Here is a 19,402-nt window from a genome sequence, read left to right as displayed (position 1 = left end):
GGCCGTACCGTTGGTTCGGGCGTGGTTGCTACGATCATCGCCTAAGACTTTTGCGTGACCGGCCCTGCTTGCCGCCATCGGTAGCAAGCAGGGCTTCACCCACTTCGCGGCCCTGCGCCGCTCGCTCTTTGAAGGAATCGTCATGCAAAAGCAAAAGATCCGCATCCGCCTGAAGGCGTTTGACTACAAGTTGATCGATCAATCGGCAGCTGAAATCGTTGAAACCGCCAAGCGCACCGGCGCCATCGTCAAGGGCCCAGTGCCTTTGCCGACACGCATGCAGCGCTTCGACATCCTGCGTTCGCCGCACGTCAACAAGACATCGCGCGACCAGTTCGAAATCCGTACGCACCAGCGTTTGATGGACATCGTTGATCCTACCGACAAGACAGTTGATGCTTTGATGAAGCTTGACCTGCCTGCCGGCGTCGACGTCGAGATCAAGTTGCAGTAAAACATCGATCCACTTCGGTGGATTGATGGCCAAGGCAGCCGTTAAGGATGCCCTTTTTTGTTGGCGAGATAGGTGGCACTTGCGCTAGTCGCAACTTTCACGCTATACTCGCCAGCTTTTCCGCGTAGGAATTTCCTGCGCGGAATTTGGCGCAGCACAGGTTTGGCCCGCAAGGGTTAAGCCACCCATGTGTTGCACTGGTCAGCCCGGCCAATCGATGTCGGGTGTATGTAAATGGCTTCCAGGGTCAACCTGAGGGGCTGGAGAAAAACATGAGTCTAAGCAATCGTCTCGGATTGCTGGGCCGCAAGGTGGGCATGATGCGCATCTTCACAGACGACGGCGACGCCGTTCCTGTGACGGTGCTGGATGTGTCCAACAACCGCGTGACCCAGATCAAGACCGTAGAGACCGACGGCTACACCGCCATTCAGGTGGCGTTCGGTACGCGCAAAGCATCGCGCGTCACCAAGCCGGAAGCCGGACACCTCGCCAAGGCGGGTGTTGAGGCTGGTGAAGTCATGAGCGAATTCCGCGTTACCGCTGATGTTGCAGCTGATTACAAGGCTGGCGTGCAAGTGCCAATCTCCTTGTTTGCAATTGGTCAGCTGGTTGACGTTCAAGGAACTTCGATCGGTAAAGGCTTCGCCGGTACCATCAAGCGTCACAACTTCCACTCGCAGCGTGCTTCGCACGGTAACAGTCGGTCGCACAATGTTCCTGGCTCCATTTCGATGGCTCAGGATCCTGGTCGGGTTTTCCCCGGCAAGAAGATGTGCGGTCACATGGGTGATGAGTCCGTGACAACACAAAACCTGGATATCGTGCGCATTGACGAAGCTCGTCAACTGCTGCTGGTCCGTGGTGCTGTGCCGGGCTCTAAGAACGGCCACGTTGTCGTTCGCCCTGCCGTCAAGGTCAAGCTCAAGAAGGGAGCCATCTGATGCAGCTCGAGCTCCTGAATGAACAAGGTCAGGCCACCGCTAAGGTGGACGCTCCTGACACGCTGTTTGCTCGCGACTACAACGAAGCCCTGGTTCACCAGGTGGTCGTGGCCTTCCAGGCCAACGCCCGCCAAGGTACCCGCGCCCAGAAGGATCGCGAACAAGTTAAGCACTCGACGAAGAAGCCTTTCCGTCAAAAGGGAACTGGCCGCGCTCGTGCTGGTATGACTTCCTCGCCTTTGTGGCGCGGAGGCGGTCGGATTTTCCCGAACATGCCTGACGAGAACTTCACGCACAAGCTCAACAAGAAGATGTATCGCGCCGGTATGGCTGCGATCCTCTCGCAGTTGGCCCGTGAAGGTCGCCTGGCTGTGGTGGATTCGATCACTCTCGAAGCCCCGAAGACCAAGCTATTGGCCGCTAAATTCAAGGCCATGGGCCTCGAATCGGTGATGGTCATTGCTGACCAAGTGGACGACAACTTGCTGTTGGCATCGCGCAATCTGGCCAATGTGCTGGTTTGCGAGCCACGCTACGCCGATCCGCTGTCGCTGGTCTTCTACAAGAAGGTCCTGGTGACTAAGGCTGCAATGGAACAACTGACGGAGATGCTGGCATGAGCGCCGTAAAGTTTTCTGAAGGCCGTTTGGCCCAGGTGTTGCTCGCTCCCATCGTGTCCGAAAAGGCCACGGCGGTTGCTGAAAAGCACAATCAAGTCTTGTTCAAGGTGATGCGCGACGCCACCAAGCCAGAAATCAAGGCCGCTGTTGAACTGATGTTCAAGGTCGAGGTTGAGGCGGTGAACGTGGTGAACGTGAAGGGCAAGGTCAAGAAGTTTGGCCGCTCGATCGGTCGCCGTGACCACATCAAGAAGGCTTATGTTTCGCTGAAGGCGGGCCAAGAGCTCAACTTCACCGGGGAGGCTGCGTAATGGCTGTCGTTAAAGTCAAACCTACTTCACCTGGCCGTCGTGCCGTCGTGAAGGTGGTGCACAAGCATTTGCATAAGGGCGCGCCCGAAGCATCGTTGCTTGAGCCACAAAAGCAAAATTCCGGCCGTAATAACAACGGTCACATCACGGTTCGCCATCGGGGTGGCGGTCACAAGCAGCACTATCGGCTGGTTGACTTCAAGCGCAACAAGGACGGTATTCCGGCCAAGGTTGAGCGCATTGAGTATGACCCAAACCGCACGGCTCACATCGCTTTGGTGTGCTATGCCGACGGCTTGCGCAGCTACATCATTGCACCGCGTGGCTTGGAAGTGGGTTCAACCGTTTTGAGTGGAGCCGAGGCTCCAATCAAGGCCGGTAACACATTGCCTATCCGCAACATCCCGGTGGGTTCGACCATTCACTGCGTCGAGATGCAGCCTGGCAAGGGCGCGCAAATTGCGCGTTCGGCTGGCGTGTCTGTGGTGCTGATGGCGCGCGAAGGCGTTTACGCTCAGCTGCGTCTGCGCTCCGGTGAAGTCCGCAAGATCCATATCGACTGCCGTGCAACCATTGGCGAAGTCAGCAACGAAGAACACCAACTGCGCCAGTACGGCAAGGCCGGTGCGATCCGTTGGAAGGGTATTCGCCCAACCGTTCGCGGTACAGCGATGAACCCGGTGGATCACCCGCACGGTGGTGGTGAAGGTCGTACCGGTGAAGGCCAGGCGCCTGTGTCGCCGTGGAACACCCTCACGAAGGGCTTCCGCACTCGTAGCAACAAGCGCACGCAGACGTTCATCGTTTCGCGTCGCAAGAAGTAAAGGGTAGGCCATGACTCGTTCACTGAAGAAGGGCCCGTTCATTGATCACCACCTCTTGGCTAAGGTCGAGAAAGCGGTTGCCATCAAGGACAAGAAGCCTATCAAGACTTGGTCGCGTCGCTCGACGATCTTGCCCGAATTCATCGGGTTGACGATCGCTGTGCACAACGGCAAGCAACACGTGCCGGTTTATGTTTCTGACCAAATGGTCGGCCACAAACTGGGCGAATTCGCGCTGACCCGCACCTTCAAAGGCCATCCGGCCGACAAGAAGGCCGGGAAGAAATAAGGACTGAGACGATGGAAACCCGTGCAATCGTTCGCGGAGTCCGCTTGTCTGCCTATAAGGGCAGGCTCGTGGCGGACCTCATCCGCGGCAAGAAGGTGGACCAGGCTCTCAACATCCTGGAATTCACCCAGAAAAAGGCCGCTGGCATCATCAAGAAGGCGCTCGAATCTGCGATCGCCAACGCCGAGCATAACGACGGCGCCGATATTGATGAGCTTAAAGTCACCACGATCTATGTGGAGCAAGGTGCTACGCTGAAGCGTTTTTCTGCCCGGGCCAAAGGCCGTGGCAACCGCATCAGCAAGCCTACTTGCCACATCTTCGTGTCGGTCGGCAACTGAAGGCTGAAGGAAGACTATGGGACAGAAAATACATCCGACCGGTTTTCGCCTGCCTGTCACTCGTAACTGGGCGTCGCGCTGGTACGCGTCGAACAAGAACTTCGCCACCATGTTGGCCGAAGATCTGCAAGTTCGCGAATACCTGAAGGCGAAGCTGAAGAATGCTGCGGTTTCGCGCATTCTGATTGAGCGTCCAGCCAAGAATGCACGCATCACTATTTACTCGGCTCGTCCGGGTGTGGTGATCGGCAAAAAGGGCGAGGACATCGAACACCTGAAGGCCGAACTGACCAAGCGTCTGGGCGTGCCAGTGGCAGTTAACATCGAAGAAGTGCGCAAGCCTGAAATCGATGCTCAACTGATCGCTGACTCGATCACTCAGCAGTTGGAAAAGCGCATCATGTTCCGTCGCGCCATGAAGCGTGCGATGCAGAACGCCATGCGTCTTGGTGCCCTGGGTATCAAGATCATGTCTTCGGGCCGTTTGAACGGTATCGAAATCGCTCGTTGCGAGTGGTATCGCGAAGGCCGCGTGCCTCTTCATACGCTGAAGGCTGACATTGACTACGGCTTCTCGGAAGCCAGCACCACTTACGGCATTATTGGCGTGAAGGTCTGGGTTTACCGTGGTGACCGTTTGGCCAATGGCGATGCGCCGGTGATCAAGAGCGATGCAGGTGACGATGATCGTCGCCCACGTCGCAATGCTCGCCCAGGCGCTCCTGCCGGCCGTGGCCGTCCTGGTGACAGCCGTGGTGGTCCGCGTTCGAGTGGCGCTCCTGGTGAGGGCGGCGACAAGCCGGCCGCAGCAGGTGACGCAGCCCAGCCCGCTGCCAAGCGCGTGGTCCGCAAGGCCGCGCCAGTTGGTGGCGAGGCCAAAGGAGAATAACAATGCTGCAACCAGCTCGTCGCAAATACCGCAAGGAGCAAAAGGGTCGTAACACTGGTGTTGCAACCCGCGGCGCCGCCGTGTCTTTCGGTGACTTCGGCCTGAAGGCTACCGAACGCGGCCGTCTGACGGCTCGTCAAATTGAAGCTGCACGTCGTGCAATCTCGCGCCATATCAAGCGCGGTGGTCGCATCTTCATCCGCATCTTCCCTGACAAGCCGATCTCCCAGAAGCCTGCTGAAGTCCGGATGGGTAACGGCAAGGGCAATCCAGAGTACTACGTCGCTGAGATTCAGCCAGGCAAGGTGCTCTACGAGATCAACGGTGTGCCAGAAGCCTTGGCTCGCGAAGCGTTCACGTTGGCTGCTGCAAAGCTGCCATTGCGTTGCACCTTCGTGACTCGCCAGGTCGGCACCTGAAGCGGAGAACACCATGAATGCATCTGAACTGCGTAGCAAAGATGTCGCGGCCTTGGAAAAGGAAGTGACCGATCTGCTGAAGGCCCATTTCGGTCTGCGCATGCAAAAAGCGACGCAACAGTTGACCAACCACACTGTGTTGGGCAACACGCGCCGTGACATTGCTCGCGTCAAGACTGTTTTGGCCGAGAAGAAAAAGGGAGCCGCGAAATGACGCAAGCTCAAGAGAAGAACACACGTACCCTGGTGGGTCGTGTGGTCAGCGACAAGCGTTCCAAGACTGTGACCGTGCTCGTCGAGCGCCGTGCCAAGCACGAGCTCTATGGCAAGATCGTCGCGCTGTCCCGCAAGTACCACGCTCATGATGAAAATGGCGAGTACAAGATGGGCGATGTCGTTGAAATCGCTGAAGGCCGTCCAATTTCGAAGACCAAGAGCTGGGTTGTGACCCGCTTGGTCGAGAAGGCTCAAATCGTTTGATTTGGACTGACGGTAAAGACGCAAGACGGCCTCAAGCCTGATTGTGCAGAACGGTCGGAGTGCTGGGGAACCGGCGCCCGGCCGTTTTTTCGTTGAGTCTGCGTGCGTGCAATTCGTTTTTGGAGAACTTTCATGCTGAAAATTGGTGATCAAGTCCCGGCTGGCACACTTCAAGAGTTTGTCGACGTCGAGGGCGGTGCTTGTTCTATCGGTCCAAACGCAGTGGACGTTGCTGCGGCGACGGCTGGAAAGACAATTGCTGTGTTTGCTTTGCCTGGTGCTTTTACGCCGACCTGCTCCGCTCAGCATGTGCCTGGCTATATCGCTCAAGCGGCCGCGCTAAAGGCAGCAGGGGTGGACGAGGTCTGGTGCGTGTCGGTCAATGACGTGTTTGTCATGGGTGCTTGGGGCCGGGATCTGGCAGCGGCAGGCAAAGTGCGCATGATGGCCGATGGCAGTGCGGACTTCACTAAGGCGACGGGTTTGACACTTGATCTCGCCACTCGCGGCATGGGCCTACGCTCACAGCGTTACTCGATGTTGTTGGTGAATGGCCAGGTCAAAACGCTCAACATCGAGGCGGCGGGTAAATTTGAAGTCAGTGACGCGAACACGATGTTGGCGCAAGCGGCTGCTCTCTAAGCCCTGATTGGTAGTGAGTGGCGGAAGTATCTCTGCCACTCTTTTAAAAGTTATTTCACGCCGAGGCTTGACGGCAGCTTAGCTTTTGATGCACAATCTAAAGCTTCGCCGAACGCAAGGCGCATTTCATGATGCGTTAAGGCCTCGGATCCGCCCTCTACTGCTGGGTGCAAGGTCATCACGGGTGTGATGGGTTTTCACTTGGTCAACGGGCCCAAGACTGACCGATGAACTCCCTGGCCTAGGCTTGGTGGTGATTTGGGAAAAGTTGGGGATAGACATGATTCAAATGCAATCGCGACTCGACGTCGCGGACAACACTGGCGCTAAATCCGTCATGTGCATCAAAGTGCTTGGTGGTTCCAGGCGCCGGTATGCAGGGATTGGTGACATTATCAAGGTCAGCATCAAAGAAGCTGCGCCTCGGTCCCGAGTTAAAAAGGGCGAGGTTTACAGTGCAGTGGTCGTTCGTACCGCCAAGGGTGTTCGTCGTCAGGACGGCTCGCTGGTCAAGTTCGACGGCAATGCTGCTGTGCTGCTGAACGCCAAGCTGGAGCCAATCGGCACTCGCATCTTTGGCCCCGTGACGCGTGAATTGCGTACCGAGCGGTTTATGAAGATCGTGTCGCTGGCGCCTGAAGTGCTCTGAGCGCGGCCACAGTAAAAGGTATTGCCATGAACAAGATTCGCAAAGGCGACGAGGTCATTGTTTTGACCGGTCGCGACAAGGGCAAACGCGGCGCAGTAGCGCAGCGTATTGACCAAGATCACATCGTTGTTGACGGTGTGAATATGGTCAAGAAGCACGTCAAGCCAAACCCAATGAAGGGTACTACTGGCGGCGTGGTCGACAAGACGATGCCTATCCATCAATCCAACGTGGCGATTTTTAACGCTGCATCCGGTAAGGCCGATCGCGTGGGCATTAAGTTGCTAGCCGACGGCAAGAAGGTGCGCGTCTATAAGTCGACCGGCGAAGAGATCAAGGCCTAAGGGGTTCGACATGGCTCGTTTGCAAGCGTTTTATCGCGAAAAAGTTGTGCCCGGCCTGACTGAAAAGTTTGGCTACACGTCGGTCATGGAGGTGCCACGCATCACCAAGATCACACTCAATATGGGTGTGAGCGAGGCCGTAGCCGACAAGAAGGTTATGGATCACGCAGTCAGTGACCTGACCAAGATCGCTGGTCAAAAGCCAGTTGTCACCAAGTCGAAGAAGGCTATTGCGGGTTTCAAGATCCGTGACTCGGTGCCTATCGGTTGCATGGTGACGCTGCGTGGCGTTCAGATGTATGAGTTCTTGGATCGTTTTGTAACTATCGCCTTGCCGCGTGTGCGTGACTTCCGGGGTATCTCCGGTCGCTCGTTCGACGGCCGTGGTAACTACAACATCGGCGTCAAAGAACAAATCATCTTCCCCGAGATCGATTACGACAAGGTGGATGCGCTGCGTGGGCTGAACATCAGCATCACCACCTCTGCCAAGACGGACGATGAGTGCAAGGCCTTGCTGGCAGCATTCAAGTTTCCGTTCAAGAACTGAGGTGACTTGTGGCTAAAACTTCTCTCATTCAACGTGAACTCAAGCGTGATGCGCTGGTTGCCAAATTCGCTACTAAGTATGCGAATCTGAAGGCCATCATCAACGACGCTAAGAAGTCTGACGAAGAGCGTTACTTGGCGCGCCTGGAGCTGCAAAAGCTCCCACGCAACGCCTATCCAACTCGCCAGCGTAATCGCTGCGCGTTGACTGGTCGTCCCCGCGGTACGTTCCGCAAGTTCGGCTTGGGCCGTAACAAAATTCGTGAGCTGGCCTTCAAAGGCGACATCCCTGGTGTCGTCAAGGCTAGCTGGTAATCGGCACGATTAGGAGAAATCGCAAATGAGCATGAGTGATCCTATCGCCGACATGTTGACCCGCATTCGAAACGCCCAAAGCGTTGAGAAGGTCAGCGTCGTGATGCCTTCCTCGAAATTGAAAGTGGCGATTGCCAAAGTCCTCAAGGACGAAGGCTATATCGACAGTTTTGCTGTGCGTGGCGAAGCCGCCCGTCCAGAGTTGGAGATCGCGCTGAAGTACTACGCCGGTAAGCCGGTGATTGAGCGCATCGAGCGCGTGAGCCGTCCCGGCCTGCGCATCTACAAGGGCCGCCACGATATCCCTCAGGTCATGAATGGCCTGGGTGTGGCGATCGTCACTACGCCGCAAGGTGTGATGACCGACCGTAAAGCACGTCAAGCCGGCATCGGCGGCGAAGTGCTTTGCTACGTCGCCTAAGCGCAAGGAGAGACAAACAATGTCCCGCGTAGGAAAAATGCCGGTCGCCATCCCGCAAGGTGTGGACGTTACCGTTACAGCTGACAAGATCAGCGTCAAGGGCACTTTGGGCACACTCGTGCGTCCAATGAACGCCTTGGTGAAAATCACGAGCGAAGGCGGCAAGCTGTCTTTCGCTCCGTCCGATGATTCGACTGCAGCTGGCGCCATGAGCGGCACCGTGCGAGCACTGGTGGCCAATATGGTCAACGGCGTGAGCAAGGGCTTCGAGCGCAAGCTGAGTCTGGTCGGCGTGGGTTTCCGGGCGCAAGCCACGGGTCAAAAGCTCAACCTGCAAATCGGCTTCTCTCACCCTGTGGTGAAAGACATGCCCGAAGGCATCAAGGTTGAGTGCCCCACCCAGACGGAAATTCTGATCAAGGGTGTGGACCGCCAAGTGGTGGGTCAGTTGGCCGCTGAAGTGCGCGCCTTCCGTCCGCCAGAGCCCTATAAGGGCAAGGGCATCCGCTATACCGGCGAAAAGGTCTCCATCAAAGAGACCAAGAAGAAGTAAGGAGCAGCGCAATGTTGACCAAAAAAGAACAGCGCATCCGTCGCTCGCGTCAGACCCGTGCTCGGATTGCAGTCCAGCGCGTCGTGCGCTTGTCGGTGTTCCGATCCAACCTTCACATCTACGCCAGCGTCATTTCAGACGACGGCACTCGTGTCCTGGCCAGCGCCTCGACAGCCGAAAAGGCTGTCCGCGAGCAGCTCGGCGGCTCGGGCAAGGGTGGCAACGTAGCTGCGGCTACTTTGATTGGCAAGCGTATCGCCGAAAAGGCGAAAGCAGCTGGTGTTGAGAAAGTTGCCTTTGATCGTGCCGGCTTTGCCTATCACGGTCGGGTTAAGGCTCTCGCCGAAGCAGCTCGCGAAGCTGGTTTGCAGTTCTGACGCTAAAAGGATTTCGAAATGGCAAAGTTTCAACCCCGCGTCCAGACCGAAGCAAATGACGACGGCCTGAAAGAAAAGATGATCGCGATCAACCGCGTCACCAAGGTTGTGAAGGGCGGTCGTACGCTCAGTTTCGCAGCGCTGACGGTGGTCGGTGATGGCGCAGGCCGTATCGGCATGGGCAAAGGCAAGGCCAAGGAAGTGCCTGTCGCCGTGCAGAAGGCTATGGAGTCGGCCCGCCGCAATATGGTCAAGGTCGATCTGCGCAACGGTTCCATTCACCACAATGTGGTGGGTGAGCATGGCGCGTCGCGAGTCATGATGGTTCCTGCGCAACCTGGTACTGGCGTGATTGCCGGCGGCCCGATGCGCGCAGTCTTTGAAGTGATGGGCGTGACTGACATCGTGACAAAGAGCCATGGCTCGACCAATCCGTACAACTTGGTTCGCGCCACGCTGGACGCTCTGAAGCGTTCCACCACGGCAGCACAAGTTGCAGCCAAGCGCGGCAAGAACGTTGAAGACATCTTCAACTGAAGCTGCACTGGAGACACATATGTCTGAAAAGAAAACTCTGACCGTCAAGCTGGTTCGCAGCCCCATCGGTACGCGGACTTCGCACCGCGCTACGGTTGTGGGTCTGGGCCTGCGCCGTATGAACAGCACCAGCGTGTTGGAAGACACGCCGGCGGTTCGCGGCATGATCAATAAGATCGCCTATCTCGTGCAGGTGCTTTAAGCGCTTTCACGAACCGAGGACAAAAAGATGCAACTCAATACCATTAAGCCCGCAGCCGGCGCTACGCACTACAAGCGTCGCGTAGGTCGTGGCATCGGTTCTGGCATTGGTAAGACTGCCGGTCGCGGCCACAAGGGTCAAAAGTCCCGTGCTGGCGGCTACCACAAGGTAGGTTTCGAAGGCGGTCAAATGCCTTTGCAGCGCCGCTTGCCAAAGCGCGGCTTCAAGTCGCAGACATTGAAGTTCAATGCCGAAATCAATCTCGACGACCTGCAAACGCTGGTGGCCGACGAAATCGACGTTTTGACTTTGAAGGCTGTAGGTCTCGTGCCTGAGCTGGCAAAGAACGTCAAGGTGATTCTGTCGGGTTCTATCAGCCGCAAGGTAACACTCAAGGGTGTTGCCGCGACTGCTGGCGCCAAGGCAGCGATTGAGGCCGCTGGCGGCTCGGTCGCCTAATAAGCAGGAACTAGGCACAGTGGCTACGAACGCAAACCAACTGGCCAAGAGCGGCAAGTTTGGCGACTTGCGTCGCCGGCTTGTGTTCTTGTTGCTGGCCTTGGTCGTGTTTCGGATTGGGGCTCATATCCCTGTTCCGGGCATAGATCCGGCTCAGTTGCAGCAGTTCTTCAAGGGTCAGGAAGGTGGCATCCTGAGCCTGTTCAATATGTTCTCTGGCGGCGCGCTCTCGCGCTTCACCGTTTTCGCGCTGGGCATCACGCCCTACATTTCGGCCTCCATCGTTATTCAGTTGATGACGTATGTGGTGCCCGCTTTGGAGTCGTTGAAGAAGGAAGGTGAGGCCGGTCGTCGCAAGATTACGCAGTACACGCGTTACGGCACGTTAGGTTTGGCGCTCTTTCAGTCCCTGAGCATTGCTCTGGCACTGGAAAGTTCGGCGGGCTTGGTGATTAACCCTGGTTTTGGTTTCCGCCTCACAGCGGTGTCCAGCTTGGTTGCCGGCACGATGTTCTTGATGTGGTTGGGTGAGCAGATTACCGAGCGTGGCTTGGGCAACGGAATTTCGATTCTGATCTTCGGCGGCATTGCTTCCGGATTGCCTGGTGCGATTGGTGGCTTGCTGGAGCTGGTTCGGACTGGCGCTATGGGCCCTGTTTCTTCCCTGTTTATTGTGGCTGTGGTCGTAGCCGTCACCTATTTGGTGGTGTTTGTCGAACGCGGTCAGCGGAAAATCTTGGTGAATTACGCCAAGCGGCAGGTTGGTAACAAAGTCTATGGTGGGCAAAGCTCGCATTTGCCACTGAAGCTGAACATGTCCGGAGTGATTCCACCAATCTTCGCTTCGTCCATCATCCTGCTTCCCACAACCGTGGTGAGTTGGTTTGCGACGGGTGATAGCCTTCGCTGGTTGAAAGACCTCGCAGGTATGGTCAGTCCGGGGCAGCCGATTTATGTGTTGCTCTACGCCAGTGCTATCGTCTTCTTCTGCTTTTTCTACACGGCGCTTGTTTTCAATAGCCGCGAAACCGCAGATAACCTGAAGAAGAGTGGTGCGTTCATTCCTGGTATCCGACCAGGCGAGCAAACTGCAAAGCATATTGACAAGATCTTGTCGCGTTTGACCTTGGCTGGCGCCATCTATATTACGGGTGTGTGCTTGTTGCCAGAGTTCTTGACCTTGAAGTACAACGTACCTTTCTATTTTGGCGGTACATCTTTGCTGATCATTGTTGTGGTCACCATGGACTTCTGGGCCCAAGTACAGTCTTACGTGATGAGCCAGCAGTACGATTCGCTGCTGAAGAAGGCAAATTTCAAGGCCAGCTGAAAAGCTGAACCATTGTTTAACCAAGATCCATCAGAACAGAAACGAAGGCATGGCGAAAGACGACGTCATTCAAATGCAAGGCGAGATTCTTGAGAATCTGCCCAATGCCACGTTTCGTGTGAAGCTGGAGAACGGGCATGTTGTTCTCGGCCACATCTCCGGCAAGATGCGTATGCATTACATCCGCATTTTGCCCGGCGACAAAGTTACCGTTGAATTAACCCCGTACGACTTGAGTCGTGCTCGCATCGTGTTCCGGGCGAAGTGAGCATTTCTATTCCCCGGTTACGCGCATTGAGCGCATTTTTGTAGGTCAAGGAGTAGACCATGAAAGTTTCGGCATCCGTCAAGCAGATGTGCCGCAATTGCAAGATCATCCGCCGCAAGGGCGTGGTGCGTGTGATCTGTACAGATCCCCGCCACAAACAGCGCCAGGGCTGATTGCAGCACGACACGAGCGATTTAGAGGAACCACATGGCACGCATTGCTGGTATTAACATTCCGCCGCATAAGCACACAGAGATCGGTCTGACTTCCATCTACGGCGTTGGCCGTACGACGGCACAGAAGATCTGTACTTCTTGCGGTATTCCATTCGACAAGAAGGTCAAAGACCTCACCGATTCCGATCTCGAGAAGATTCGTGAAACAGTGGGTTTGATGACCATCGAAGGCGATCTGCGCCGCGAGATGTCTATCAACATCAAGCGTTTGATGGATCTCGGTTGCTACCGTGGTTTCCGTCATCGTCGTGGTTTGCCAATGCGCGGTCAGCGCACCCGTACGAACGCTCGCACTCGTAAAGGCCCGCGCAAGTCGGCTGCTACGGGTAAAAAGTGATCTGCGGCTAGCACAGAAAGAAGATCAAGATGGCAAAAGCACCCAATAACTCGGCTGCACAACGCGTCCGTAAGAAGGTTCGTAAGAACGTTGCCGATGGCATCGCTCACGTACACGCGTCGTTCAACAATACGATCATTACGATCACTGACCGCCAAGGCGGCGCACTGTCCTGGGCTTCCAGCGGCGGTCAGGGCTTCAAGGGTTCGCGTAAATCGACGCCCTTCGCAGCCCAGGTCGCGGCTGAAGTAGCCGGCCGTGCCGCTCAAGATCAAGGCATCAAGAATCTTGATGTCAAGATCAAGGGCCCAGGCCCAGGCCGCGAGTCGTCGGTTCGTGCACTGGGTGCTCTTGGCATCCGGATCAATTCGATCTCTGATGTGACTCCGGTTCCGCACAACGGTTGCCGTCCCCAAAAGCGTCGTCGTATCTAAGGCTTTTGCCAAAGATGCGAAAGATGCGATAATCGCGAGTTACCCCGCGCCGGCGGGCACGTATGTGCCGCGCCGGCCGTTTCGTTGATTCCCATTGTTGCGATGGGAATCTTCAACACCACCGTCTGAGCCGACAAAAAAATGGGCCAGACTCGCGCACGCGCCGACGGGCCGTGCGTCAGAATGAAAAAGGACATCTAAAGTGGCACGTTATCTAGGCCCCAAGTGCAAACTCTCCCGTCGCGAAGGCACGGACCTGTTCCTGAAGAGCGCACGTCGCGCCATTGGGGACAAGGCGAAGTTTGATTCCAAGCCAGGCCAGCATGGCCGCACCTCCGGTCAGCGCACATCCGACTTCGGCCTGCAACTGCGTGAAAAGCAGAAGGTCAAGCGCATGTACGGCATTCTGGAGCGTCAGTTCCGCCGCTACTTTGCCGAAGCCGAGCGTCGTAAGGGCTCGACCGGCACCAATTTGCTGTCCTTGCTCGAGTCGCGCCTGGACAACGTTGTTTACCGTATGGGCTTTGGCTCCACACGTGCCGAAAGCCGTCAGTTGGTTTCGCACAAGGGCATCACGGTCAACGGTGAAGTCGTCAATATTGCTTCTTACTTGGTGAAGGCCGGTGACATCGTCGCTGTGCGCGAGAAGTCGAAGAAGCAGTTGCGCATCATCGACGCGATGAAGTTGGCTGAGTCGATTGGCTTGCCAGCTTGGGTGACTGTTGATACAGCTAAGTTGGAAGGTGTCTTCAAGAAGGCTCCTGATCGTGACGAGTTCGGCGCTGAGATCAACGAATCGCTGATCGTTGAGTTGTACTCGCGTTAATCGTTTTGCAGTTGCCGGCTGCACCCATTGCGGGTGCCGTCGGCTTTCCCTCGTCTGGGTTGGCCCTCTCGCGGCGACGCCCGGTTGGTCCCTCAGCCTTATCGGTGTAACGAACCGAGGGTATTGAAAGAAAGACTTCATGCAAACCAATCTGCTCAAACCCAAATCGATCAATGTGGAGCCGCTCGGCGGCCACCGTGCCAAGGTGACCTTGGAGCCCTTCGAGCGTGGCTATGGCCACACGCTGGGCAATGCTCTGCGCCGGGTGCTGTTGTCTTCGATGGTGGGTTATGCGCCGACAGAAGTGACGATCGCTGGTGTGCTGCACGAGTACTCGGCCATCGACGGCGTTCAGGAAGATGTGGTTCACATCATGCTGAACCTGAAGGGTGTGGTTTTCCGCCTGCACAATCGCGAAGAAGTTACGCTGGTCTTGCGCAAAGAGGGCGAAGGTCCTGTCACTGCAGCGGACATCCAAACGCCTCACGATGTTGAGATCATCAACCCAGATCACGTCATTGCGCACCTGTCGCAAGGCGGCAAGCTGGATATGCAGATCAAGGTCGAAAAGGGTCGCGGCTATGTGCCCGGCTCCATGCGCCGTTATGGCGATGAGCCGACCAAGTCGATTGGCCGTATCGTGCTGGACGCGTCGTTTGCGCCTGTTCGTCGCGTCAGCTACGCCGTTGAAAACGCTCGCGTTGAACAGCGTACCGACTTGGACAAGCTGGTCATGGAAATCGAAACCAACGGCGCTATTTCGCCCGAGGAAGCGATCCGTGCATCGGCCAAAATCTTGGTCGAACAGCTCGCCGTGTTCGCACAGTTGCAAGGCACCGATGTTGGCGACATGTTCGACAACCCGCAGCAGCAACAACGCAGCTCGTCCTTCGACCCGATTCTCCTGCGTCCGGTTGATGAGCTTGAGTTGACGGTGCGTTCGGCCAATTGCTTGAAGGCCGAGAACATCTATTACATCGGCGACCTGATCCAGCGCACCGAAACAGAACTTCTGAAGACTCCGAACTTGGGCCGCAAGTCGCTCAACGAGATCAAAGAAGTGCTGGCTTCGCGTGGCTTGACCCTCGGCGCCCGCCTCGAAAACTGGCCCCCGCAAGGGCTGGACAAGCGTTAATTAATTAGAAAGAAATGGACGGCGCTTTTTCATTGCGTCGTCCGGTGCACCCGGTGGTACCTGATACGGCCACTGGCGATTAATCAAAGAAAGGATAAGCACCATGCGTCACCGTAACGGCCTCCGTAAGCTGAACCGTACCAGCGCTCACCGTAAGGCAATGCTGCGCAATATGTGCGTTTCGTTGCTGCAACACGAAGCGATCAAGACCACCGTGCCTAAGGCCAAAGAGCTGCGCCGCGTGGTTGAGCCTTTGATCACTTTGGCCAAGGTGCCTACATTGGCAAACCGTCGCCTGGCATTCGACCGCCTGCGGGACCGTGACATCGTCACCAAGCTCTTCAATGAGCTGGGCCCACGTTTCCTGGCTCGTCCAGGCGGCTACACACGCATCTTGAAGATGGGTTTTCGTGTTGGCGACAACGCGCCTATGGCCTATGTTGAACTGGTTGATCGCGCCGAAGGCGAGACTGCTGGCGAAACAGTCGAGTAAAGAGGCAAGCTTGTTTGAGCTGCACGCAGCTTAGGCATTGCTCTCGAATGGCCAGCTTTTTGCTGGCCTTTTTTTCGCCTGTACTTTTGTTTGTACATTCCAGGCTTTACGTCTTTTGCTCATGCTTGAGCGCCGGTTCGTGATTGCGATTACGCTTCGCGCCGCCTTGGTCATGTTTTTGTCCGCAATGCGGTATCAGTCCTAACGCTACTAGCCTATGTCACGAGCTCTACGGTCAGCGACCTTCCTTTTTCTATCTCTCGTTTGCCTCCTGAACCCATTGGCCTCGGCGTGGGCAGATGATTTTTTGGATCCCGAGCAGGCCTTCAAGTTAGCGGTCAGCGCGCAGGATGGCAAGACTTTGCAAGTTCGCTTTGAAATTGCCCCTGGCTACTATATGTACCGGGAGCAGTTCAAGATCGAAGCAGAAGGCGCAACTCTTGGTGACATCGTGGTGCCCAAGGGCAAGGTCAAGTTTGATGAGACCTTTCAGAAAGAGGTTGAGGTCCACCGGGAGGCCCTCAGCGCCGTGGTGCCCATAAAGGCGGCCGACGGCTCCTTCAAGTTGACGGTGGCCGGTCAGGGTTGCGCGGACAAAGGCTTGTGCTATCCGCCCATGACGGCGACCTTCGACGTCAATCCAGGGCTTGGCGCCACGCCGGCCACGGTCAGGCGCGTGGATGGGGCCGATCTTGCGGCGCAGCCACTGAGCAGCAGTCCTCGCCCAGAGCCTGCTAGCTCAGTCACCGCGGCGGGTTCGCAAGCAGCGGCAGCAGCGGGCGAGATGGGGCGTTTAGATGCAGCGCTTCAGACCGGGCGGTTTTGGACCGTGGTTGGCGTGTTTTTTGTCGCCGGCCTCTTGCTCTCGCTGACGCCCTGCGTGCTGCCCATGTTGCCCATACTGTCGTCCATCATTGTGGGCGACGCATCCAAGAAGGCTACGCGTGGCCGTGGTTTCATGCTCGCTCTAAGCTATTCGCTGGGCATGGCACTGGTCTACACCGCATTGGGTGTGGCTGCCGGGCTGGCGGGCGAAGGACTTGCGGCTGTGCTGCAAAAGCCCTGGGTACTGGCAAGTTTCGCCTTGGCCCTGGTGCTGTTCGCTTTGTCCATGTTTGGCGCGTATGAGTTGAGTCTGCCATCGGGCATGAGCGGGGGGCTTTCGCAAGCATCCCAGAAGCTGCCTGGCGGTCATTTGCTTGGCGTGTTCGCCATGGGGGGGGTGTCCGCCCTGATCGTCAGCCCTTGCGTGGCAGCGCCGCTCGCAGGCGCTTTGGTCTACCTTAGCCAAACCCGGGATGTTGTGCTGGGGGGTAGCGCCTTGTTCGCCTTGGCCACCGGCATGAGTGTTCCCCTGTTGCTGCTGGGGATCTCTGCAGGTAGCTTGCTGCCCAGGGCCGGCGCCTGGATGGACGGCGTCAAACACCTGTTTGGCATGCTCTTGCTTGGCGTCGCGCTGTGGACTGTGCAGCCGGTCTTGCCGCCGGCGTTGGCGCAATTCCTATGGGGCGCATTGTTGATCGGGACTGCGGCCATGCTGGGCCTGTTCCAAGCACCTCATGCCGTCCATAGGCCGCGCACCTGGCTGCGCAAGACCGCAGCCTTGCTAGCGGTCAGCTATGGCCTGTTGCAGCTTGTGGGGGCGGCCAGCGGCGGCACCGACACACTCAAGCCCCTGGCAGGGCTCTTCCGCGTGGAGGCCGGCACCGTAACCTCCACGGGCGGCAGCGCCGCTGCGGGCCTGTCCTTTCAGCGCATTGCCAGCGTCGCCGAACTGGATGCCGCCCTGGCGCAAGCGGGGCGCCCGGTGATGCTCGACTTCTACGCGGACTGGTGTGTGTCCTGCAAAGAAATGGAACGCTACACCTTCACCGATCCGCAGGTTCGGCGCCGGCTGGCAGGCGCCTTGTTGCTGAAGGCCGATGTCACAGCCAACAGCCCGGCCGATCGTGAATTACTCAAGCGTTTCAAGCTATTCGGCCCCCCTGGCACGATCTTTTTTGATCCGGCGGGTCAAGAGCTGAATGGCGCGCGGGTGATCGGATTTCAAGACGCCGAGCGCTTCCAATCGTCCCTCACTGCTGCGGGACTTTGACGGTACAGTGAAAAGTGCGCTATACTGCTAGCTTCAGTCGCGGGGTGGAGCAGTCTGGTAGCTCGTTGGGCTCATAACCCAAAGGTCGTAGGTTCAAATCCTGCCCCCGCAACCAAAAATTTGGGAAGTTGTCGCCGGTCCCAATGACCACTTTCCTTTCGGGCTCGCTGTGACGAGATCGCCCGGAACACCATATCTGGCGCGGGGTGGAGCAGTCTGGTAGCTCGTCGGGCTCATAACCCGAAGGTCGTAGGTTCAAATCCTGCCCCCGCAACCAAGTCCTTGAAAAGCCGCTCAGTTTGAGCGGCTTTTTTCGTTGTGGCCCATCTGTGGCCCATCTGTGGCCCATTCATGGCCCACCCAATGTTCAGGTGCGATCAAATTGACCTTTGGGCAAACGTGTTCTGATGGCCCGACGCGCAATCAACAAAGCGCGACCACCAAATCACAAAGCACAAGAACACCGACCTGGAAGTGCTGAAAGCCGCGATTCGCGCCAAGCTGGAAAAGATGAGCGAGCTGAACCGCACCAGCACCGATTTCTCGGAAAAGTTCGAGCCGCTGATCGAGAGCTACAACGCTGGCAGCCGCAACGCTTCAGTTCGGGTCAATCTCTTGGAGATTGAAACGGGTGCGCCCCTACTTCAACAAGCCGGGCAGCAACGACTTTCCGGCCGCTCGCCTGATGGTGCTGCCAACTTTGCGTCACGCGTCGGGAGTTGTTATGACTCGATCGGTCTGCGTCTCATGCGGCCAAGAATTCCTGGTCCGCCCTCAATGCCCCAAACAAAGCTACTGCCCGGGCAGCGATTGCCGGCGGGAGCGCCGCCGACGTTGGGCCAAGGCCAAGCTCAAGGAGGACCCCGACTACCGAGCCAACCAGTTGGCGGCCCAGCGGGCCTGGCACGCTCGGCATCCAGAATACTGGCAAACGTATCGCCGCCGGCATTCCTCTGAACCGGTACCTGGACCGTCACCGACGCCGCTCGGTTGCCTTCTTCTTGCTTGTTCGCGCTGGTGCCTCACCGGCAGCCTGCACCTGCTCCAAGGCGGCGATCGCGTCCATCTGCGTGAGCAGCCTGTGTAAATAGGCTGGAGCCAGCCCCTGAATCTGCTGGAGCATGCGCGTCGCCAGCGCCTGGCCATTGAGTGGCCCCAGATGCCCGGTGACCGGCGCATGGAGCTCGGCAATGTTTCGTGCCACGCGCAGCTGCCGCCAAGTGCTTTCGTGGAGGCGCACCTGGCGCAACTCTTGGCTCGCATCAAGCTGCAGCAAGGCGAGCAATGCGGCCAGCGGATTGCCTAGGGCTGGATATTGCTGCTTCTGATGCGCCACGGGCTTTCGCGACGCGCGCTGCCTTAGCGTCGCAATCAGCTTGTCACGCAGCGCGCCTTGAGGCTGGGCTGCCGCACGCAGCGCGAGTGCGTGCAGCATGCGCCGGCGCACCGGGTCGGCGCGCTGCGCAGCGACCCAATTGACAGGATCGTCAATGCTGCTCACGGTGCGGACGCTGCAGAAGCCGCAGCCGCTCGCCGTGGCCTCGGTGTGGGTGCGATTTCTACTCGACGATTGAGCGCACGCCCGGCCGCGGTGTCGTTGGGTGCTACCGGCTGCTGCGCGCCGAATGC

The 19,402-nt window shown here is 57.3% G+C and carries 32 protein-coding genes and 2 tRNA genes; 33 read left to right on the top strand and 1 reads right to left on the bottom strand.

Annotated elements, in window-relative coordinates; all coding sequences use genetic code 11:
* The first annotated feature begins 142 nt into the window (after nucleotides 1-142).
* From rpsJ to LNV08_RS22370, 33 genes are all read left to right on the top strand, one after another.
* Nucleotides 143-454, top strand: coding sequence for a 30S ribosomal protein S10 (gene rpsJ, locus LNV08_RS22530; RefSeq protein ID WP_058721902.1), 312 nt, complete (start codon nucleotides 143-145; stop codon nucleotides 452-454).
* Nucleotides 455-726: 272 nt separating this feature from the next.
* Nucleotides 727-1,398, top strand: a complete 672-nt coding sequence (gene rplC / locus LNV08_RS22525; protein ID WP_263535993.1) for a 50S ribosomal protein L3 — start codon at nucleotides 727-729, stop codon at nucleotides 1,396-1,398.
* The gene (gene rplD, locus LNV08_RS22520) at nucleotides 1,398-2,018 is read left to right on the top strand and encodes a 50S ribosomal protein L4 (RefSeq protein ID WP_263535992.1); all 621 of its coding nucleotides are present in this window, start codon (nucleotides 1,398-1,400) and stop codon (nucleotides 2,016-2,018) included. The genes rplC and rplD overlap by 1 nt, the downstream gene beginning before the upstream one ends.
* The gene (gene rplW / locus LNV08_RS22515) at nucleotides 2,015-2,329 is read left to right on the top strand and encodes a 50S ribosomal protein L23 (protein WP_263535991.1); all 315 of its coding nucleotides are present in this window, start codon (nucleotides 2,015-2,017) and stop codon (nucleotides 2,327-2,329) included. The genes rplD and rplW overlap by 4 nt, the downstream gene beginning before the upstream one ends.
* Nucleotides 2,329-3,153 carry a 50S ribosomal protein L2 gene (gene rplB / locus LNV08_RS22510; protein WP_263535990.1) on the top strand — a complete coding sequence of 275 codons (825 nt, stop codon included), beginning with the start codon at nucleotides 2,329-2,331 and terminating at the stop codon, nucleotides 3,151-3,153. The genes rplW and rplB overlap by 1 nt, the downstream gene beginning before the upstream one ends.
* A 10-nt stretch (nucleotides 3,154-3,163) precedes the next feature.
* A complete protein-coding gene (gene rpsS / locus LNV08_RS22505; RefSeq protein ID WP_263535989.1) occupies nucleotides 3,164-3,442 on the top strand; it encodes a 30S ribosomal protein S19 in 279 nt (92 codons plus the stop codon).
* 11 nt (nucleotides 3,443-3,453) lie between these two features.
* Nucleotides 3,454-3,783: a 50S ribosomal protein L22 gene (gene rplV, locus LNV08_RS22500; RefSeq protein WP_263535988.1), complete on the top strand. Its 330-nt coding sequence runs from the start codon at nucleotides 3,454-3,456 to the stop codon at nucleotides 3,781-3,783.
* Nucleotides 3,784-3,799: 16 nt separating this feature from the next.
* On the top strand, nucleotides 3,800-4,672 hold the full coding sequence (gene rpsC, locus LNV08_RS22495) for a 30S ribosomal protein S3 (RefSeq protein WP_263535987.1): 873 nt from the start codon (nucleotides 3,800-3,802) through the stop codon (nucleotides 4,670-4,672).
* 2 nt (nucleotides 4,673-4,674) lie between these two features.
* Nucleotides 4,675-5,091: a 50S ribosomal protein L16 gene (rplP, locus tag LNV08_RS22490; protein ID WP_263535986.1), complete on the top strand. Its 417-nt coding sequence runs from the start codon at nucleotides 4,675-4,677 to the stop codon at nucleotides 5,089-5,091.
* A 13-nt stretch (nucleotides 5,092-5,104) separates the two neighbouring features.
* The gene (rpmC, locus tag LNV08_RS22485; protein WP_263535985.1) at nucleotides 5,105-5,305 is read left to right on the top strand and encodes a 50S ribosomal protein L29; all 201 of its coding nucleotides are present in this window, start codon (nucleotides 5,105-5,107) and stop codon (nucleotides 5,303-5,305) included.
* Nucleotides 5,302-5,571, top strand: coding sequence for a 30S ribosomal protein S17 (gene rpsQ / locus LNV08_RS22480; RefSeq protein ID WP_263535984.1), 270 nt, complete (start codon nucleotides 5,302-5,304; stop codon nucleotides 5,569-5,571). Before rpmC ends, rpsQ begins: the two co-directional genes overlap by 4 nt.
* Before the next feature lie 132 nt (nucleotides 5,572-5,703).
* The gene (locus tag LNV08_RS22475) at nucleotides 5,704-6,213 is read left to right on the top strand and encodes a peroxiredoxin (protein ID WP_263535983.1); all 510 of its coding nucleotides are present in this window, start codon (nucleotides 5,704-5,706) and stop codon (nucleotides 6,211-6,213) included.
* A gap of 280 nt (nucleotides 6,214-6,493) precedes the next feature.
* The gene (rplN, locus tag LNV08_RS22470) at nucleotides 6,494-6,862 is read left to right on the top strand and encodes a 50S ribosomal protein L14 (protein ID WP_263535982.1); all 369 of its coding nucleotides are present in this window, start codon (nucleotides 6,494-6,496) and stop codon (nucleotides 6,860-6,862) included.
* Between the two features lie 26 nt (nucleotides 6,863-6,888).
* Nucleotides 6,889-7,206: a 50S ribosomal protein L24 gene (gene rplX / locus LNV08_RS22465; RefSeq protein WP_263535981.1), complete on the top strand. Its 318-nt coding sequence runs from the start codon at nucleotides 6,889-6,891 to the stop codon at nucleotides 7,204-7,206.
* A 10-nt stretch (nucleotides 7,207-7,216) separates the two neighbouring features.
* Nucleotides 7,217-7,756, top strand: coding sequence for a 50S ribosomal protein L5 (gene rplE, locus LNV08_RS22460; protein WP_263535980.1), 540 nt, complete (start codon nucleotides 7,217-7,219; stop codon nucleotides 7,754-7,756).
* Nucleotides 7,757-7,764: 8 nt separating this feature from the next.
* On the top strand, nucleotides 7,765-8,070 hold the full coding sequence (rpsN, locus tag LNV08_RS22455) for a 30S ribosomal protein S14 (protein WP_263535979.1): 306 nt from the start codon (nucleotides 7,765-7,767) through the stop codon (nucleotides 8,068-8,070).
* Between the two features lie 25 nt (nucleotides 8,071-8,095).
* Entirely contained in the window at nucleotides 8,096-8,491 is a 396-nt protein-coding gene (rpsH, locus tag LNV08_RS22450) for a 30S ribosomal protein S8 (RefSeq protein ID WP_263535978.1), read from the top strand.
* Nucleotides 8,492-8,510: 19 nt separating this feature from the next.
* Entirely contained in the window at nucleotides 8,511-9,044 is a 534-nt protein-coding gene (gene rplF, locus LNV08_RS22445; protein WP_263535977.1) for a 50S ribosomal protein L6, read from the top strand.
* Nucleotides 9,045-9,055: 11 nt separating this feature from the next.
* Nucleotides 9,056-9,421: a 50S ribosomal protein L18 gene (gene rplR / locus LNV08_RS22440; RefSeq protein WP_263535976.1), complete on the top strand. Its 366-nt coding sequence runs from the start codon at nucleotides 9,056-9,058 to the stop codon at nucleotides 9,419-9,421.
* Between the two features lie 18 nt (nucleotides 9,422-9,439).
* On the top strand, nucleotides 9,440-9,958 hold the full coding sequence (gene rpsE, locus LNV08_RS22435; RefSeq protein ID WP_263535975.1) for a 30S ribosomal protein S5: 519 nt from the start codon (nucleotides 9,440-9,442) through the stop codon (nucleotides 9,956-9,958).
* A 19-nt stretch (nucleotides 9,959-9,977) separates the two neighbouring features.
* Nucleotides 9,978-10,160: a 50S ribosomal protein L30 gene (rpmD, locus tag LNV08_RS22430; RefSeq protein ID WP_263535974.1), complete on the top strand. Its 183-nt coding sequence runs from the start codon at nucleotides 9,978-9,980 to the stop codon at nucleotides 10,158-10,160.
* A 27-nt stretch (nucleotides 10,161-10,187) separates the two neighbouring features.
* Entirely contained in the window at nucleotides 10,188-10,619 is a 432-nt protein-coding gene (rplO, locus tag LNV08_RS22425) for a 50S ribosomal protein L15 (RefSeq protein ID WP_263535973.1), read from the top strand.
* 19 nt (nucleotides 10,620-10,638) lie between these two features.
* The gene (secY, locus tag LNV08_RS22420) at nucleotides 10,639-11,949 is read left to right on the top strand and encodes a preprotein translocase subunit SecY (protein ID WP_263535972.1); all 1,311 of its coding nucleotides are present in this window, start codon (nucleotides 10,639-10,641) and stop codon (nucleotides 11,947-11,949) included.
* 49 nt (nucleotides 11,950-11,998) lie between these two features.
* The gene (gene infA, locus LNV08_RS22415; protein WP_009855680.1) at nucleotides 11,999-12,217 is read left to right on the top strand and encodes a translation initiation factor IF-1; all 219 of its coding nucleotides are present in this window, start codon (nucleotides 11,999-12,001) and stop codon (nucleotides 12,215-12,217) included.
* A 59-nt stretch (nucleotides 12,218-12,276) separates the two neighbouring features.
* On the top strand, nucleotides 12,277-12,390 hold the full coding sequence (rpmJ, locus tag LNV08_RS22410; protein WP_056194202.1) for a 50S ribosomal protein L36: 114 nt from the start codon (nucleotides 12,277-12,279) through the stop codon (nucleotides 12,388-12,390).
* 34 nt (nucleotides 12,391-12,424) lie between these two features.
* Nucleotides 12,425-12,790 carry a 30S ribosomal protein S13 gene (rpsM, locus tag LNV08_RS22405; RefSeq protein WP_263535971.1) on the top strand — a complete coding sequence of 122 codons (366 nt, stop codon included), beginning with the start codon at nucleotides 12,425-12,427 and terminating at the stop codon, nucleotides 12,788-12,790.
* Between the two features lie 29 nt (nucleotides 12,791-12,819).
* The gene (gene rpsK / locus LNV08_RS22400; RefSeq protein WP_058721926.1) at nucleotides 12,820-13,224 is read left to right on the top strand and encodes a 30S ribosomal protein S11; all 405 of its coding nucleotides are present in this window, start codon (nucleotides 12,820-12,822) and stop codon (nucleotides 13,222-13,224) included.
* A gap of 202 nt (nucleotides 13,225-13,426) precedes the next feature.
* Entirely contained in the window at nucleotides 13,427-14,050 is a 624-nt protein-coding gene (gene rpsD, locus LNV08_RS22395) for a 30S ribosomal protein S4 (RefSeq protein ID WP_263535970.1), read from the top strand.
* Nucleotides 14,051-14,189: 139 nt separating this feature from the next.
* The gene (locus LNV08_RS22390; RefSeq protein ID WP_263535969.1) at nucleotides 14,190-15,185 is read left to right on the top strand and encodes a DNA-directed RNA polymerase subunit alpha; all 996 of its coding nucleotides are present in this window, start codon (nucleotides 14,190-14,192) and stop codon (nucleotides 15,183-15,185) included.
* A gap of 103 nt (nucleotides 15,186-15,288) precedes the next feature.
* Nucleotides 15,289-15,678 (top strand): 50S ribosomal protein L17, encoded by a 390-nt coding sequence (gene rplQ, locus LNV08_RS22385; RefSeq protein ID WP_263535968.1) that lies wholly within the window; start codon nucleotides 15,289-15,291, stop codon nucleotides 15,676-15,678.
* 217 nt (nucleotides 15,679-15,895) lie between these two features.
* The gene (gene dsbD, locus LNV08_RS22380) at nucleotides 15,896-17,773 is read left to right on the top strand and encodes a protein-disulfide reductase DsbD (protein ID WP_263535967.1); all 1,878 of its coding nucleotides are present in this window, start codon (nucleotides 15,896-15,898) and stop codon (nucleotides 17,771-17,773) included.
* Nucleotides 17,774-17,811: 38 nt separating this feature from the next.
* A tRNA-Met gene (locus tag LNV08_RS22375) sits at nucleotides 17,812-17,888 on the top strand.
* An 85-nt stretch (nucleotides 17,889-17,973) separates the two neighbouring features.
* Nucleotides 17,974-18,050, top strand: a tRNA-Met gene (locus tag LNV08_RS22370).
* A gap of 696 nt (nucleotides 18,051-18,746) precedes the next feature.
* On the opposite strand, the gene LNV08_RS22365 is transcribed toward LNV08_RS22370, so the two are convergent.
* Nucleotides 18,747-19,274, bottom strand: coding sequence for a DUF2894 domain-containing protein (locus LNV08_RS22365; protein WP_263535966.1), 528 nt, complete (start codon nucleotides 19,272-19,274; stop codon nucleotides 18,747-18,749).
* Between the last annotated feature and the right edge of the window lie 128 nt (nucleotides 19,275-19,402).

Origin of the sequence: Paucibacter sp. TC2R-5 (genome assembly GCF_025717605.1) — a bacterium.
Classification (GTDB): domain Bacteria; phylum Pseudomonadota; class Gammaproteobacteria; order Burkholderiales; family Burkholderiaceae_C; genus Paucibacter_A; species Paucibacter_A albus.
This window is presented reverse-complemented; position numbering and strand designations above follow the sequence as displayed.

Bases quoted from the DNA above. Each gene is read 5' to 3' on its own strand.
- rpsJ (WP_058721902.1), top strand. From the start codon at position 143: ATGCAAAAGCAAAAGATCCGCATCCGCCTGAAGGCGTTTGACTACAAG.
- infA (WP_009855680.1), top strand. From the start codon at position 11,999: ATGGCGAAAGACGACGTCATTCAAATGCAAGGCGAGATTCTTGAGAAT.
- rplW (WP_263535991.1), top strand. From the start codon at position 2,015: ATGAGCGCCGTAAAGTTTTCTGAAGGCCGTTTGGCCCAGGTGTTGCTC.
- rplN (WP_263535982.1), top strand. From the start codon at position 6,494: ATGATTCAAATGCAATCGCGACTCGACGTCGCGGACAACACTGGCGCT.
- rpsE (WP_263535975.1), top strand. From the start codon at position 9,440: ATGGCAAAGTTTCAACCCCGCGTCCAGACCGAAGCAAATGACGACGGC.
- LNV08_RS22390 (WP_263535969.1), top strand. From the start codon at position 14,190: ATGCAAACCAATCTGCTCAAACCCAAATCGATCAATGTGGAGCCGCTC.
- rplF (WP_263535977.1), top strand. From the start codon at position 8,511: ATGTCCCGCGTAGGAAAAATGCCGGTCGCCATCCCGCAAGGTGTGGAC.
- rpsC (WP_263535987.1), top strand. From the start codon at position 3,800: ATGGGACAGAAAATACATCCGACCGGTTTTCGCCTGCCTGTCACTCGT.
- rplX (WP_263535981.1), top strand. From the start codon at position 6,889: ATGAACAAGATTCGCAAAGGCGACGAGGTCATTGTTTTGACCGGTCGC.
- rpsQ (WP_263535984.1), top strand. From the start codon at position 5,302: ATGACGCAAGCTCAAGAGAAGAACACACGTACCCTGGTGGGTCGTGTG.
- rplO (WP_263535973.1), top strand. From the start codon at position 10,188: ATGCAACTCAATACCATTAAGCCCGCAGCCGGCGCTACGCACTACAAG.
- rpsK (WP_058721926.1), top strand. From the start codon at position 12,820: ATGGCAAAAGCACCCAATAACTCGGCTGCACAACGCGTCCGTAAGAAG.
- dsbD (WP_263535967.1), top strand. From the start codon at position 15,896: ATGTCACGAGCTCTACGGTCAGCGACCTTCCTTTTTCTATCTCTCGTT.
- rplB (WP_263535990.1), top strand. From the start codon at position 2,329: ATGGCTGTCGTTAAAGTCAAACCTACTTCACCTGGCCGTCGTGCCGTC.
- rplR (WP_263535976.1), top strand. From the start codon at position 9,056: ATGTTGACCAAAAAAGAACAGCGCATCCGTCGCTCGCGTCAGACCCGT.
- rpmC (WP_263535985.1), top strand. From the start codon at position 5,105: ATGAATGCATCTGAACTGCGTAGCAAAGATGTCGCGGCCTTGGAAAAG.
- rpsM (WP_263535971.1), top strand. From the start codon at position 12,425: ATGGCACGCATTGCTGGTATTAACATTCCGCCGCATAAGCACACAGAG.
- rpsS (WP_263535989.1), top strand. From the start codon at position 3,164: ATGACTCGTTCACTGAAGAAGGGCCCGTTCATTGATCACCACCTCTTG.
- rplP (WP_263535986.1), top strand. From the start codon at position 4,675: ATGCTGCAACCAGCTCGTCGCAAATACCGCAAGGAGCAAAAGGGTCGT.
- rpmD (WP_263535974.1), top strand. From the start codon at position 9,978: ATGTCTGAAAAGAAAACTCTGACCGTCAAGCTGGTTCGCAGCCCCATC.
- rplV (WP_263535988.1), top strand. From the start codon at position 3,454: ATGGAAACCCGTGCAATCGTTCGCGGAGTCCGCTTGTCTGCCTATAAG.
- rplC (WP_263535993.1), top strand. From the start codon at position 727: ATGAGTCTAAGCAATCGTCTCGGATTGCTGGGCCGCAAGGTGGGCATG.
- rplQ (WP_263535968.1), top strand. From the start codon at position 15,289: ATGCGTCACCGTAACGGCCTCCGTAAGCTGAACCGTACCAGCGCTCAC.
- LNV08_RS22475 (WP_263535983.1), top strand. From the start codon at position 5,704: ATGCTGAAAATTGGTGATCAAGTCCCGGCTGGCACACTTCAAGAGTTT.
- rplE (WP_263535980.1), top strand. From the start codon at position 7,217: ATGGCTCGTTTGCAAGCGTTTTATCGCGAAAAAGTTGTGCCCGGCCTG.
- rpsH (WP_263535978.1), top strand. From the start codon at position 8,096: ATGAGCATGAGTGATCCTATCGCCGACATGTTGACCCGCATTCGAAAC.
- rpmJ (WP_056194202.1), top strand. From the start codon at position 12,277: ATGAAAGTTTCGGCATCCGTCAAGCAGATGTGCCGCAATTGCAAGATC.
- rplD (WP_263535992.1), top strand. From the start codon at position 1,398: ATGCAGCTCGAGCTCCTGAATGAACAAGGTCAGGCCACCGCTAAGGTG.